This window comes from Formosa sp. Hel1_31_208 (genome assembly GCF_900104785.1).
Classification (GTDB): Bacteria; Bacteroidota; Bacteroidia; order Flavobacteriales; family Flavobacteriaceae; genus Psychroserpens.
Genome location: NZ_LT629733.1, coordinates 2,499,167 through 2,512,952 on the forward strand (window position 1 = coordinate 2,499,167; position 13,786 = coordinate 2,512,952).

The 13,786-nt window shown below is 32.5% G+C and carries 14 protein-coding genes and 1 pseudogene; 9 read left to right on the forward strand and 6 right to left on the reverse strand.

Annotated elements, in window-relative coordinates:
- Window positions 1–60: 60 nt before the first annotated feature.
- Complete coding sequence (locus tag BLT57_RS11295) at window positions 61–624, forward strand: hypothetical protein (RefSeq protein WP_091425765.1); 564 nt, start codon at window positions 61–63, stop codon at window positions 622–624.
- A 108-nt stretch (window positions 625–732) separates the two neighbouring features.
- On the opposite strand, the gene BLT57_RS11300 is transcribed toward BLT57_RS11295, so the two are convergent.
- The 3 genes from BLT57_RS11300 to BLT57_RS11310 form a co-directional block, all read right to left on the reverse strand.
- Complete coding sequence (locus BLT57_RS11300) at window positions 733–1,047, reverse strand: hypothetical protein (protein ID WP_091425766.1); 315 nt, start codon at window positions 1,045–1,047, stop codon at window positions 733–735.
- A 66-nt stretch (window positions 1,048–1,113) separates the two neighbouring features.
- Window positions 1,114–1,470 (reverse strand): hypothetical protein, encoded by a 357-nt coding sequence (locus BLT57_RS11305; protein WP_091425768.1) that lies wholly within the window; start codon window positions 1,468–1,470, stop codon window positions 1,114–1,116.
- Window positions 1,471–1,594: 124 nt separating this feature from the next.
- Window positions 1,595–2,527 (reverse strand): hypothetical protein, encoded by a 933-nt coding sequence (locus tag BLT57_RS11310; protein ID WP_091425769.1) that lies wholly within the window; start codon window positions 2,525–2,527, stop codon window positions 1,595–1,597.
- 269 nt (window positions 2,528–2,796) lie between these two features.
- Between BLT57_RS11310 and BLT57_RS11315 the strand changes: the two genes are divergently transcribed.
- The 7 genes from BLT57_RS11315 to BLT57_RS11345 all read left to right on the forward strand — a co-directional run bounded on the left by BLT57_RS11315 (window position 2,797) and on the right by BLT57_RS11345 (window position 8,206).
- Window positions 2,797–4,011 (forward strand): phospholipase D-like domain-containing protein, encoded by a 1,215-nt coding sequence (locus BLT57_RS11315; protein WP_091425771.1) that lies wholly within the window; start codon window positions 2,797–2,799, stop codon window positions 4,009–4,011.
- Window positions 3,983–4,585, forward strand: a complete 603-nt coding sequence (locus tag BLT57_RS11320; RefSeq protein ID WP_091425772.1) for a hypothetical protein — start codon at window positions 3,983–3,985, stop codon at window positions 4,583–4,585. Before BLT57_RS11315 ends, BLT57_RS11320 begins: the two co-directional genes overlap by 29 nt.
- A complete protein-coding gene (locus BLT57_RS11325; protein WP_091425774.1) occupies window positions 4,575–5,675 on the forward strand; it encodes a tetratricopeptide repeat protein in 1,101 nt (366 codons plus the stop codon). The genes BLT57_RS11320 and BLT57_RS11325 overlap by 11 nt, the downstream gene beginning before the upstream one ends.
- 158 nt (window positions 5,676–5,833) lie before the next feature.
- On the forward strand, window positions 5,834–6,226 hold the full coding sequence (mutT, locus tag BLT57_RS11330; RefSeq protein WP_091425776.1) for an 8-oxo-dGTP diphosphatase MutT: 393 nt from the start codon (window positions 5,834–5,836) through the stop codon (window positions 6,224–6,226).
- Window positions 6,201–6,545 (forward strand): nucleotide pyrophosphohydrolase, encoded by a 345-nt coding sequence (locus tag BLT57_RS11335; protein WP_091425778.1) that lies wholly within the window; start codon window positions 6,201–6,203, stop codon window positions 6,543–6,545. Before mutT ends, BLT57_RS11335 begins: the two co-directional genes overlap by 26 nt.
- Complete coding sequence (locus BLT57_RS11340) at window positions 6,542–7,708, forward strand: MrcB family domain-containing protein (protein WP_091425779.1); 1,167 nt, start codon at window positions 6,542–6,544, stop codon at window positions 7,706–7,708. The genes BLT57_RS11335 and BLT57_RS11340 overlap by 4 nt, the downstream gene beginning before the upstream one ends.
- 60 nt (window positions 7,709–7,768) lie before the next feature.
- Window positions 7,769–8,206, forward strand: coding sequence for a hypothetical protein (locus BLT57_RS11345; RefSeq protein WP_091425781.1), 438 nt, complete (start codon window positions 7,769–7,771; stop codon window positions 8,204–8,206).
- A gap of 94 nt (window positions 8,207–8,300) precedes the next feature.
- Here the strand turns inward: BLT57_RS11345 and BLT57_RS11350 are convergent.
- Window positions 8,301–9,143: pseudogene (locus BLT57_RS11350) on the reverse strand (YifB family Mg chelatase-like AAA ATPase); the annotation flags it as partial.
- A 306-nt stretch (window positions 9,144–9,449) separates the two neighbouring features.
- Here BLT57_RS11350 and BLT57_RS11355 point away from each other — a divergent pair.
- On the forward strand, window positions 9,450–10,922 hold the full coding sequence (locus BLT57_RS11355) for a DASS family sodium-coupled anion symporter (protein ID WP_091425785.1): 1,473 nt from the start codon (window positions 9,450–9,452) through the stop codon (window positions 10,920–10,922).
- Here BLT57_RS11355 and BLT57_RS11360 read toward each other — a convergent pair.
- Window positions 10,919–11,884: a YheT family hydrolase gene (locus tag BLT57_RS11360; protein WP_091425787.1), complete on the reverse strand. Its 966-nt coding sequence runs from the start codon at window positions 11,882–11,884 to the stop codon at window positions 10,919–10,921. The two genes, BLT57_RS11355 and BLT57_RS11360, sit on opposite strands and share 4 nt — an antisense overlap.
- A 14-nt stretch (window positions 11,885–11,898) precedes the next feature.
- Window positions 11,899–13,782: a CocE/NonD family hydrolase gene (locus BLT57_RS11365; protein ID WP_172827450.1), complete on the reverse strand. Its 1,884-nt coding sequence runs from the start codon at window positions 13,780–13,782 to the stop codon at window positions 11,899–11,901.
- Window positions 13,783–13,786 lie beyond the last annotated feature (4 nt).

Here is a 13,786-nt window from a genome sequence, read left to right on the forward strand (position 1 = left end):
ATTCGTAATCAAACTAAACCCAAGTATCAAAGTTCCCTAATAATTTAGGTTATAAATAATATGCCAAAGCCTTATACATTTCCTATCATCTACGATGAAGTATTGCAGATAAGTATTACTAAGTTAAAAGAATGGGGTTATCTAAATAGTCAACGCTTTAGATCGAATATTATTACTTGGAGTACAAACGGTGAAAAAACATCTAGTATTTTAATTAAGTTAATTACTAGAGGTGAACAATCATACATTGAATTAGATTATAAATTTGGAAATGAAGCTAGAAAGTATAAAGTTGGTTTGGTCTCTGTGCCGTCAAACTTAGGTAAGGGTGTTATTTGGTATTTTCTATGCCCTCAAACCAATAGAAAGTGTCGTAAACTATACTCTATTAGTGGTTACTTCTTACATAGAGAAGCCTTTGGTGGTTGTATGTATGAAAGTCAAACACAAAGTAAGCAATGGAGATACTTTAAGTCTGTTTATGGCACTTTATTTGACTTAGAAAGATGTTATGATAAACTTTATTCGAAACACTTTAAAACGCATTACAGGGGCAAACCAACGAAGCGCTATTTAAGGTTATTGCGACAAATAAATAATTTAGAACACCAAAACATATTATAAAAAAAGAACTAAACTTTCAAATGAGAGAAAATAATAAAAATAACGAAAGATTTGAACTGACTATATTGATTATATTTATAATCCTTGAGTTGCTTCAATTATTTTAATCTAAAGTTGCATTACAGAATATATTGCCATAATTAATCCTAGAACAAACATTATTCCAATAAAAGTAACCCAACCCTTGATTGCGTTAGTATTTTTATTTGTTAATTTAACTTCATTGATTAATTCAATTGTTAAAAAACTAATCTTGTCTTCTTTAATTAGTGTTAATTTTTTTTGAGCTGAAGCATCATATTTGTCTTTAACATTTTGTTTAACACCTTTTGACTCATACATCTTTACTCTACTTTTATAGAGCGCGGTTGTAATTAAGCCTAATTCTTTTTTTTCTTCTAATAATTCTAAATAATTGCTCATGATTTATAATTTACTATTATGTTTAATTAATCTTTATTAATAATCTTTTACGACAAACTATTATCACTAGTAGCAATTACATGTGTAATCTCTTATATATTCATGAAATGACTCACCCCATGAGCCGCCATACATACCATTTGTTTTAAAAGCGCTCCATCGCTGCTGTGATATGCCACAAAAAATATATGGGCTACCATTAAAATCGTAAGCATTACTTTTTATATAGGCTACTACAAATCCATTTCCTTCAATTTTATAATATTCAACTTTGACTAACATTGTTGAGCCTAAGCAGGTTACACTATCATTTGAATAATACTCTGTAACAGTTTCAAAGAGTTCTTGACAACTAATAGATTGTGCTTTTACTTGAAAAGAAAAAAAAGTGCTAAATAATAACAGAAATAAGAATTTTTTCATGATAAATAGGTTTTCATTAATGCAACAATATTAGAAATAATTCAAAGAGAAGTGTTACGGGATTCCCTAGTCAATAACAGTATTGATTATTAAAATTCTAGGAACAAGTTTCGACTTAATTTTTTTATTCTAAACATTTCAACTTATCTAAAAAGAACTCTTTATATTCAATATCTTCAATATCCTTATAATAATCAGTACCTGTCAATCTTATCGATTGAATAGGTGACTTTTTTAATCTTTGAATATCTTTAGAAGTCAATCTTCCAAAAAGCGTAAAATCTGCACAGTCAACGTCACCAATATGATAAAAAGTTAGCATGTCATTATTTTCTAGATAAACTTTGACTGATGATTTACTTGATTCATAACTACTCGCGCAACCCAAATCTTCATCAATACTAAAGTAGACATACTTTATACCTGCAAACATATATAACTGTATTGCTAAATAATAATCAGAAGCAGAATCCGATTTCAAACCATAATATTCTGTCAGAACTACTTTAACCTTTTCATATTTATCAATCTCATTACGAACATAATGGCAATTATTTCTTAATTCAAGTTTAGCAATACTGTCAAGTTCTGCTATTTTTTTTAGTGCTTTGGCTTGCCTTTCTATTTTTACTAATTTAACGCTATCGGCGATTCTTTTTTTGTTTAATTTTTTGATTCGATCTTTTTCTTCTTTTTCCTTCTCCTCAATAATTTTGAGCCTTTCTCTTTCTCTTTCTTCTTTTTCTAAAAGCAAGTTATAATTCTTAAGAGCCTCTTTCATCTCATCATTAATTTCTATTGTTAACCCAAGAATCCAACCTTCACAATTCTTTGATTTTCCATACCACCAATCACCATTACCTACTTTAGTTATTATAATGGATTTCTTTTTTTTGTATTTACATATTGAACGTCCGTTATTTGAGGGAAGAGTTTGAAAATACCCATCTCTAATAGCCTTAGTCTCTATATTTAAATTTTGACTAAATGTCTGAAATGAAAAAAAACATAGCATAAGTAAGAGAATAGTAATTCTAGGTAAATTTGATTCAGTCATAATATGTAGTTTAATTAAGTAACAAATTTAAATCTATAAGAGTAAGTATTCTATGACAAATATCATTGATGCAAGAATATTAGAAATAAATCAAAGAGAGTTGCTATGGGATACCGTAGTTTATAATATATAACTTACGTTATTACATTTCTATTAGTATGATGTATATTGTTAATCACTTGATTTTTTATACTTTTAAACATATAATGTGGATATAGTTAATACGTATATCCAATTGTTGGCAGTCATTAAAAACACAAAAATATTAAATGATAATACAGGCACATTTTGAGAATATAAAACAAATACTTACTGAGGAAATTAACGGCTCAAGAAGCTCAATAAAAGTTGCAGTTGCTTGGTTTACGGATTTAGAGTTATTTCAAAATCTAATTGAAAAAGCGTCTCAAAATATTGAAGTTGACCTACTTATTCTAGATGATGATATAAATAATTCAAGTAATATTGATTTTGAACTGCTCAAAGAACACAATGGAAGAGTATGGAAAATATCTGAAAGAAACAGAAAATCATTAATGCATAATAAATTTTGTATAATTGACCAAAGTACTATAATTACTGGTTCGTATAACTGGAGTTATAAAGCACGGACTAATCATGAAAATATTACTGTTGTAAAAGAAAATCATGACCTAATCAAACAATTTGATAGAGAATTTCAACGCATTGTTAAATACTACTTCCCTAATGACCAAACTAAAAGACAAAAAGATAAAACGGTAAATAGTAAAGAAGTAGTCTCACACTCAAAATTTTCCGAATCAGTTCTTATCGCAGAACTACAACTTCTAAAAATTCAGGTTCTGGGTATTGAAAATGAACTCGCATTTGTGGAAAAATCTATAACTGATTTCACTACTTTATATGATATTAAACTAGGTCCAATGTTAATGGAACTTCTTGAACTCAAGAAAAAGGTTATCGAAAATTTAGATGAAAATAAACAAAGTCAAAAAGATGCTGAGGAACAATTTAACAACTTTAAAGAATCTTATGAAGATTCTAAAAATAGAGGATGGAAAGATTTGACATCAGAACAATCAAAAGAACTAAAAAAGGTATTTCGTCAAGCTACAAAGTTATGTCATCCTGATCTGGTTAATGAATCTGAAAAAAGGAATGCTGAATCAATTTTTAATGAATTAAAAAATCTAAGCGAATTAAATGATTTACAAGGTGTTAAAAACCTATATACTCATTTAAAGAAAGGAGTTTTTACTGAAATTAATATTAACTCTGAAAATCATGAAATTCGAAAATTGAAAGCTAACATTAATCGATTAAAAATTAAGCGTGAAACATTTGAAAAACGCATATTGCAACTAAAAAAATCAGAAACTTATATTACTGTAATTAACATTACAAGTAAAGATGAATATTTTCATTACATGCAGCTCAAAATAAGAAATCAAATACAAGATATTAGGGAAAATTATGAAAAAAAACTTGCCACAAAAAAGTAATAGAAATTTAAGTGGTTTTGAGCAACGATTGACTATTGGTTCTGAGTTGCTTAATCAAGAAGAATCAAATAATGATGAAGTATATTTTCATTTTATGTGTGGTAAAAATGCGCTATTTGAAAATCGCGTTTATGCAGCCATAGAATACTTTAACAAAGTAATTACCTATTTTGAAAACATATCTGCTGATAAAAGGTTCATCATGAAACTTGGACGCAAGGTTCCTTATGATGAATATGTTAATTCCTTATTATTAAGGGGTAATGCAAATTATTCTCTGCAAAACGAAAATCTTGCAATAAAAGATTATTCAAAATGTATAGTCGCAGATAATTCAAATATTGGTGCTTATAGAAATCGAGCAATATGCTATATGAACACAAATTTAATCGATTACGCCATTAAAGATTTTTCTGTTATAGTAAAGTTAAAAGAATATTGTCCTGAAATTCATCGTTATTTAGGATACTGCTATGAAAAAATAAAAGATAAAAATAATTCGAAATTACATTTTTCAATAGCTGCAGATCAAGGAGATAAAGAATCAATAAAAAAATTAATAGATGATAAATAAAAACGCTTTAAATATTTTTGAAAGGGGATTACAAAAATCAATTCAAGGAGATTATTTTGGTGCAATAGAAGATTTTACTAATGTAATTGAAATCAACCCGAAATATACTTCTGCTTATATAAAAAGAGCACAAGCCAAAATATCTACAGAAGAGATAAGTCAAATTTTAGATGCCTACTCTGATTATGATATGGCGATTTCCTTAGATGCTAATTGCGCAGAAGCAATAGCAGGAAGAGGAACTTTAAAAATTTTATTAAATCCAGAAGATGAGGATGGATTAATTGATTTAGAAGCGGCTGCAGAAATTGATACAAATTACTCTTCTTATTTCAATATTGGTATTTCCAAATTACAATTAGAAGATTATAACGGCGTCATTGAGGCCTTTAGCAAATATATTCAGATTGAAAAACCACAAGATTTTTGGATTGGAGAAGCTCATTATTTTATTGGATTAGGATTTCACAATTTAAATGAAATGGAAGAAGCAGTAAAAAATTATTCCCTAGCGATTAAAAATAAAGCTCAAGAAAATTATCATTCGGCTTTTTTTAATCGAGCGATGTGTTTTGAACAGTTAAATCTAATTGATAAAGCTTCATCAGATTATGAAAATTTAATCGAGCTTAAACCTGACTTTATTGACGCGTATGTTAACCTGTCAAAGATTTTAGTCTATAAAAATTTAAGAACTGAAGGAATTGTACAACTGAAAAAAGCTCTTAAATATGATGAAAACAACAGCAATATTTTAGATGAACTTGCAAAACAATTATTATATATACACGATTTTGATTCTGCCGTAAATTATAATTCAGTTCTTATTAATCTTAATCCAAATAAGTTTCACTATTACTTGAATAGGGGCTTATGTTATCTTCAATTAAATAAATTTGAAGAAAGTATTAAAGATTACAACAAATCAATCGAGTTGAATGATAACATATCTCATGCCTATTATTATCGAGGTTTAGCACATTTACAATTAGGAAATAACCAAGCATGTATTGATTGGAAAATAGCTCTTGAAAAAGGCTTTACTGATGCAAAACCATATCTAGATAAATACTGTAAATCCAGAGTGTAAACTCAAAAATAACGCCTGCCAACAACGTATATAAAAAATAGCGGTTTTAGTGCTTAATCGAAAGAAAATGAAAAAATTAAAGGTCTGTTTTAATACGAATAATTAGTGAGTGAAATCCGCTACTTTTCATATACAAGACCGTTGGGTGTAATTAAAAAATGATTGAAGTAACAGCAGCTATAATAGAAGAAGGTGATAAGTTCTTGATTGCACGCAGAGCAAAAGGGAAACACCTAGCTGGTTATTGGGAATTTCCTGGCGGTAAGATTGAAGCGGGCGAGACAGCAGAGGCCTGTTTATCTAGAGAGCTTAATGAGGAATTTCAGATAAATGTTTCTGTTAATAATTTCGTGGGTGAATCAGTATATGAATACCCGAATAAAAAAATAATCTTGAAGGCATTCACATGCAGAATAATCAGCGGAGAAATTCAGCTTAATGATCACGATAAAATCGAATGGATTACAATTGATGAAATTAAGCAATATGACTTAGCTCCCGCTGACATACCATTAATCCGATTATATGATAAAGCAAGAAACAATAGATAGGATTTTAAAATTCAGAAATGATCGTGATTGGGGTCAATTTCACACCATTAAAGATCTTTGTCTTGGTTTAAACATTGAAGTATCTGAATTACAAGAAATATTTCTTTGGAAAGATGATAAAGAGTTAAAGGAAACTATCAATAATAAGAAAGAATCAATTGGGGATGAGCTCGCTGATATCTTCATTTTTCTAGCATATTTAAGCAATGACTTAAATATTGACTTAAATGAAGCGATTAATAGAAAAATTGATGAAAATGGAAATAAATACCCTATTACTGAATCAAGAGGCAGCAATAAAAAATACAACGAACTATGATTAGAGAAAACCTAGCGAGTTTTTTTAATAACTGGCAAATTGACAAAGCCAGAGCCACAGAAGTTTTAAGTGAGAATAAGAAATATAATTCTGATCTAAAATCTGGCAAGATACCAGGCAAGACCCATCCAGCAGATAAAAAAACGTACTCTCTTTATGATCTAAATAGTGCTTTTATAATAAGCAAAGAGCTTCCTACTCTACTTCATACAAAAGGAGGTCTCCCAAAAAGCAAATACAAAATACAAGGTTCTATCGGGCAAGGGAATCCTGCTGAAATACCATGGATATGTGTCTTTGATATAGATATTACTAAATCTGCACAAGATGGCTTTTATATAGTTTACTTATTCGCGTCAGATATGTCAGGAGTTTACCTAAGTCTAAATCAGGGATGGACACAATATGAAAGAGAATATGGTACAAAAGAAGGACGCATTGAGATTAAAAAGAATGCTACGGTCTCTAAAAAATTACTAAAGAGTGATCAAGGTTTTTCATATTCGCCAATTGATTTAAAAGCCACTAAATCCCTTGGTAAAGGATATGAGTTAGGTAACATTTGCAGTGTATACTATGACGCGAACGCCATTCCCTCTGAAGAAGACCTAATAAATGATCTTCGGAATCTTATTGGTGTTTATAGAGAACTTAAAGGACGTGTAGGATCTGATATCATAGACATTAAAGGTCAACTAGATGAAGATTCTTTCCAAATTGAAATTCAAAAAGGAAAAAGAAAAGAACTTCAATCTGGAGCAATTCAGAAAAAAGAAAAGAAACAAGGTTCCTCTTCTACTTCTTGGGCTAGAGATTCCAATATGGCATTTACTGCACTGGATAATGCTAATTTCCAATGTGAGAATGATCCAACTCATAAAACATTTATATCTGCTAGGACAGGTAAACAATTCGTTGAAGCACATCATTTAATACCAATGGAATATCAGGGGGATTTTGCTGTAAGTATTGACGTGCCTGAAAATATAATTAGCCTGTGTCCTAATTGCCACAGAGCTTTTCATAATTCAGAACCATCAATCCAAGAAGGTTTGATAGCTAAATTCTTCTCTCTACGTTCATCCAGTTTGGAAGAAAGAGGTATTTATATCAGTTTAGATAAATTATTAGAATATTATAAAACTACACCCAACAATGTATAAATTGCATTAAAACGCATTTTATACTCACCGTTGGCAAACATTTAAGAAAACCGAAAACCTATGGCATTAATCAATTGTAAGGAATGTAAACAAGAAATAAGCAGTAATGCGGATAAATGTCCTTATTGCGGAAATAAAATGAAAAAGGGCGGATATGGTTGTGGAACTATGATTATTATTGGAATTGTAATTTGGATAGCGATACAAATAATCAGTGGGAATTCTGACAGTGGAGGAATTATTACGGATGAACAGACTTACTCACAAAGTTGGAGGTCACCACAGGGAACTGAATTTACTGAAATCGGCAGAATCATAGTTACAAACGGAATTAAGGTATGCGGAGAATATTACGTGAAAGAAATTGAATTGAACGAATACGTAATTGCGTGTAGTTCTGACGGAACAACTTGGGACTATTTTGTTGTTTATACAAGTCTGGAGAAAATTTATCGAGCGAATGACGAAATGGAATCTAAATTGAATCCGCCAAGATAGAATTGAAAATAAAACACGATTTGCCAACACCGTGTATAATTAATTGCTTGTTCTCGCCTACTTCTGAAAATTACACCCACACATTATACACTATAACATTACTTATGGTATGGTGCGGACTTCGAAATGGCCGTTGTGACATCAAGCCAGAATGTGCCTTCACTCGCCCTACAACCGAATGAATTTTAGTCGTTTCTAAAGCTTCATGCAAGGTCATTGGTGGCAAAATACTAGGCAAACGTTTTGCAAGCATTGTTTTTCCTGCACCTGGTGGACCAATTAAAATGATGTTATGACCACCTGCCGCTGCTATTTCCATGCAGCGCTTGATACTTTCCTGACCTTTAACATCACTAAAATCAAATTCAGGGAAATTGAGACTTTTATTAAACTCTTCTCGAGTATTGATAATTGTTTGCTCTAAAGGTTCGTCTTTATTAAAATAATTGATAACCTGAGTGATATTATCGACACCAAATACCTCTAAACCATCTACAATAGCCGCCTCTTTAGCGTTTGACTTCGGAAGAATAAAGCCTTTATACCCCTCTTCTTTAGCCTTGATAGCAATAGGAAGTGCGCCTTTGATAGGTTGCAAATTTCCGTCGAGTGATAATTCGCCCATAATAAGATATTGATCGATGTCTTCAGCCTTAATCTGCTTAGAAGCCACAAGAATGCCAATAGCTAAAGTAAGATCATAAGCCGAACCCTCTTTACGTAAATCGGCAGGAGACATATTGATAATAATCTTCTTTCCTGGAATTTTATAACCATTGTTTTGAAGTGCAGCAGCAATGCGAAAATTACTTTCTTTAATTGCATTATCTGGAAGACCAACCAAATGATACCCAATACCAGAGTCGACATTAACCTCAACGGTTATCGTTGTCGCTTCAACCCCAAAAACAGCACTTCCAAAAACTTTCTTAAGCATGCGTAGAAATATTTCTATAAATATAGAAAATAATCTACCACATAAAGATTGATACCTCGAAAATATAAACTTTTATAATCTTACAATATCAATCACGGCTTCCCTAGAGTTCCATATGGATACTGAAGTAATCTGGCGTAATGCGAAGCAATACCATTAATAGCATTAATTGTTTTCATAAGTAATGAGTTTAAAATAAATTAAGCTATAAATCAGCATTTTAAGATAGAAGTTAAATTTACAAATACTTTTACAATCAGATCGTTTTATTAATTTCTATCTTAGAAGCGTCAACAATGTAACGCTATGAGTTTCACAAAACGTATTGGATTGGTTTTAGGGCCTCTACTTTTTGCTTTAATTCTTTTATTTTTTAGACCTGATGGTCTGTCTGCACAGGCTAATGCCATACTTGCATCAACGGTATGGATTGCGATTTGGTGGATTACAGAAGCCATTCCTATTGCAGTAACCGCTTTACTGCCTATTGTATTATTTCCTCTGTCTGGCGGATTAGACCTCCCTACTACAACTGGTGCTTTTGGACATAAGTATGTGTTTTTATATTTGGGCGGATTTATCATTGCAATAGCCATTGAAAAATGGAATTTACACAAACGTATCGCACTTAACATCATTCATATTATTGGTACTGATGTTCGTAAAATCATCCTAGGGTTCATGGTAGCAACGGCTTTTTTGTCCATGTGGATCTCCAATACTGCAACTTCTGTTATGATGTTACCTATTGGTATTGCCATTATTAAACAACTTAAAGACAATCCAAATACCCTTGAAAATGAAAATCTTATCTTCGGAAAAGCGCTCATGCTCGCCATCGCTTACAGTGCATCTATTGGAGGTATAGGTACATTAATTGGCACACCCCCTAATCTTGTATTAGCAGGAGTTATCTCTGATATTTATGACTACGAAATTACCTTTTCACAATGGTTTATATTTGGATTTCCAATTTCGATTCTTTTGCTTTTTATCTGTTGGAAATATCTCACACGATTTGCATTTACCTTTAAACAAACAGAGTTTCCTGGTGGAAAACAAGAAATAAAACGGCTTTTAAAATTACTTGGAACTATTAGTTATGAAGAAAAAATTGTAGCTTTTGTTTTCGGTCTCACCGCCTTTTGCTGGATCACGCGTTCGTTTCTTTTAAAAGGTCTTCTGCCTACCGTTGACGACACCATTATTGCGGTCTTTTTTGCGATTATCTTGTTTTTAATCCCAACAAAATCTAAAACACAACAGATTATTAATTGGGAAGAAGCTGTTAAACTGCCTTGGGGAATTATATTACTTTTTGGAGGTGGTATGGCTTTAGCCAAAGGGTTTGAAACTAGCGGACTCGCGGCATGGATTGGAAGTCAAATGACGACCCTAGCTGGCATAACTACAATTTTGTTGATTTTCTTGCTAATAGCAGCGGTCAACTTCTTAACGGAAATCACCTCTAATCTAGCTACAACAGCCATGTTATTACCTGTTCTTGCGCCAATGGCACTCATTGTAGATATTCACCCATTTGTATTAATGGTTGCAGCAGCAGTTGCTGCCTCTTGTGCTTTTATGCTGCCTGTGGCGACACCTCCAAATGCAGTGGTATTTGGGTCTGGTTATTTGCGAATACCAGATATGGTAAGCAAAGGCATCGTCATGAATATTATATCCATTATCGTAGTGACGCTTTTTGTTTACTTTTTACTTCCTGAAGTTTGGGATATCGTAATTGAAGGATTTCCAGCCGACTTAAAAGCGCATTAATCACGAAATTGTGTTGCAAATTCTAAAGCACGTTTCTCATTGTAGTAAAAACCTCCTTTTTGAATAAACCCAACATGACCTCCATATTTTGGCATTTCTAAATATACGTAGGCGTTATTTTTAGCTTCTTTTATAGGATAACATTCATGAGATAAGAATGAATCATTTAAAGCGTTTATAATCAAAGTAGGCACCTTGATATTGTGTAAGAATTGTACGCTACTTGCCTTTTGATAATAATCTGAAGCATCAGCAAAACCATGTGCTTTAGACGTATATACCTCATCAAAATCTCTTAAAGTTTTAATTGAATTAATTTCTGTAATACTTATATTATCAGGAAATTGCCTAATTTTAACTTTTAATTTATCCACCAAGTGTTGCTTAAACCTGATAGCGAAAGCCTTGTTCTTTGCCTTGTGCAATTCATTCGCTGAACCTGTGAGATGAACAGGTACTGATATCGAAATAGCAGACTTAATTTCCTTTGGAATTTCTCGATCTTCACCTAAATATTTTAAGGTAATATTGCCTCCTAAACTTATGCCTTTAATATAAATTTTCGAATAGCCTTTATTGAGAATACAATGCTGGACTACATCATCGAGATCATCAGTAGCTCCAGAGTGGTAACTATGGTAATAACGATTATCTTCTCCACTACAACCTCTGAAATTCACACATACTGCATCAATGCTATTTTGATTGAACAATTTAGCTGCTCCTGTCACATATGGTCGTTGCGCATGACCTTCTAATCCGTGAAGTAAGATAATCACAGCATCAGACTTTCGCTCGGCATAACTCCAATCTAAGTCTAAAAAATCTTGGTCGCGGGTTTCTATGCGTTCCCGCTGTTGCTTTAATCCATTAACCTTTCTTATCAACCCAGAATACACGGTAGCTATAAATCCGTTTTTGAACTGAAATGGTGGTTTAAAGCATGATTCTAATAGTGGCATTTAATAGTCTTGAATTACTTTAAAATCGTAAACTCAATAGATGAATCGCTATAAACCTTATGCGTTTGTGCTTTAAAATCTTCAGCCTTGGCTTCAAATATATTATCAACATAAGTTTGAGGATTTGCATCTATATAAGGAAAAAATGTGCTCTGCACTTGCACCTGAATCTTATGCCCCTTCTTAAAAGTATGAAATACATCCTGCAGCTTTATATTCACGGCCGTCTTTTGGTTTGGCACAAAAGGCTCCGGATTACTCATGCTATTTCTAAAACGTCCTCGCAACACTTCACTTCTCACCATCATATGATAGTTACTCAGCTTTAAGTGATCCTGAACATCATCGGTGTTTTCTGTATCTGCAGGAAATACATCAATCACTTTTACAATCCAATCTGCAGCATTTCCTGTGGTTGATACATTCAGTTTCGCTAATATATCACCAGACAAGGTCATATCGTCTTCTAATAGTTCTGTTTCAAACGTGAGCACATCTGGTCGCCGAGACACAAAACGTTGATCATCAGTCATAAACTTTCTTGGTGTAAATACAACCTTAATATCTTCGGTATATGGTACTGGTTTTTTAGGATCACTCACAAAATCTGAAGTCGCTATCATACGATTCGCCTGTTGTGTTAGCTTTTCGTAAGGCTGCATGAAGTATGTTTCTTTTGACATATTTTCTGGTGGCCAAGAATCAAAACTCACCCATTCTTTTTTACCTGTGTCGAACATTTGAGCTTCTGGCAGATTTGGTGCTCCTTGACCATCTCCTTTTAAGAAATGATTAAAGAAAGGTGTTTCAATTTCTTTCTGAAAATAATCTGAAATGTTATCTCCGAAATGAATATTACCAACTAACTGACGTTCTCTCGTTCTTGACCAATCCCCATGACTCCATGGGCCAAATACTATGGCATTATAATTATCGCTGTTGTTTTCAATACTTTGATAAGTAGAAAACGGACCGTATAAATCTTCAGCATCAAACAAACCTCCCACAATCAATGTTGCTGGTTTAATATCTTTTAAATGTTGTATAATCCCTCTACTCTGCCAAAATTCATCATAATTAGGATGCGTTTTAATCTGTTGATAGAATACATTATTTTCATCATAATAGGTGTCAAGATTACTCAAAGGCCCAGCATCTAAGAAGAACTGGTATTGATCTTCAGTTCCAATATCTGGAGTTTCATACCAAGCTTCTTTAACTGGGTTGTCTTTCATATAGCCGAAAACAGCCGTTGCTCGCCAATAGCTTAGTAAGAATGCACCATTATGAATAAAATCATCAAAATAGAAATCTCCTATACAGGCTTGTGGTGACGACGCTTTTAACGCTGGATGTTCAGACAATACCGAATAGGTTGCGTAAAAACCAGGATAAGAAATTCCCCAAGTTCCAACATTCCCGTTGTTATTCTCTACATTATTGACTAGCCATTCAATAGTATCGTAGGTATCGCTAGCTTCATCAGTTTGATCACCTGTTTTATTTGGAATGTAGGCTCTCATATTGTCATATAATCCTTCGCTGTTCCAACGTCCACGAACATCTTGATAAACAATAATATTTCCTTCTTCCATCAAGTATTTGTTAGGACCAATTTTTTCTCTAAACTCATTTTCACCATATGGTCTACAACTATACGGTGTTCGCATCATAATCATAGGATAGGTTATAGAGGTGTCTTTAGGCGCGTAGATTGTAGTGTGTAATTTGATACCATCGCGCATCTCAATCATTACTTCTTGTTTGTTGTAGTTATCTTTAACGTAAGTGCTTTTAACATTTTCAGAAGCTACTGTTTCTGTTAAAGGTGTCTCAGTTCGCTTGCAGCTCGTCAATGTAAATGCTATTAAAGCGAGGATATAAATCTTTTTAATCATGGTT

Excerpts from the sequence above, each read along its gene's own strand:
- BLT57_RS11295 (WP_091425765.1), top strand. The coding sequence starts at position 61 with ATGCCAAAGCCTTATACATTTCCTATCATCTACGATGAAGTATTGCAG.
- BLT57_RS11300 (WP_091425766.1), bottom strand. The coding sequence starts at position 1,047 with ATGAGCAATTATTTAGAATTATTAGAAGAAAAAAAAGAATTAGGCTTA.
- BLT57_RS11305 (WP_091425768.1), bottom strand. The coding sequence starts at position 1,470 with ATGAAAAAATTCTTATTTCTGTTATTATTTAGCACTTTTTTTTCTTTT.
- BLT57_RS11310 (WP_091425769.1), bottom strand. The coding sequence starts at position 2,527 with ATGACTGAATCAAATTTACCTAGAATTACTATTCTCTTACTTATGCTA.
- BLT57_RS11315 (WP_091425771.1), top strand. The coding sequence starts at position 2,797 with ATGATAATACAGGCACATTTTGAGAATATAAAACAAATACTTACTGAG.
- BLT57_RS11320 (WP_091425772.1), top strand. The coding sequence starts at position 3,983 with ATGAAAAAAAACTTGCCACAAAAAAGTAATAGAAATTTAAGTGGTTTT.
- BLT57_RS11325 (WP_091425774.1), top strand. The coding sequence starts at position 4,575 with ATGATAAATAAAAACGCTTTAAATATTTTTGAAAGGGGATTACAAAAA.
- mutT (WP_091425776.1), top strand. The coding sequence starts at position 5,834 with ATGATTGAAGTAACAGCAGCTATAATAGAAGAAGGTGATAAGTTCTTG.
- BLT57_RS11335 (WP_091425778.1), top strand. The coding sequence starts at position 6,201 with ATGATAAAGCAAGAAACAATAGATAGGATTTTAAAATTCAGAAATGAT.
- BLT57_RS11340 (WP_091425779.1), top strand. The coding sequence starts at position 6,542 with ATGATTAGAGAAAACCTAGCGAGTTTTTTTAATAACTGGCAAATTGAC.
- BLT57_RS11345 (WP_091425781.1), top strand. The coding sequence starts at position 7,769 with ATGGCATTAATCAATTGTAAGGAATGTAAACAAGAAATAAGCAGTAAT.
- BLT57_RS11355 (WP_091425785.1), top strand. The coding sequence starts at position 9,450 with ATGAGTTTCACAAAACGTATTGGATTGGTTTTAGGGCCTCTACTTTTT.
- BLT57_RS11360 (WP_091425787.1), bottom strand. The coding sequence starts at position 11,884 with ATGCCACTATTAGAATCATGCTTTAAACCACCATTTCAGTTCAAAAAC.
- BLT57_RS11365 (WP_172827450.1), bottom strand. The coding sequence starts at position 13,782 with ATGATTAAAAAGATTTATATCCTCGCTTTAATAGCATTTACATTGACG.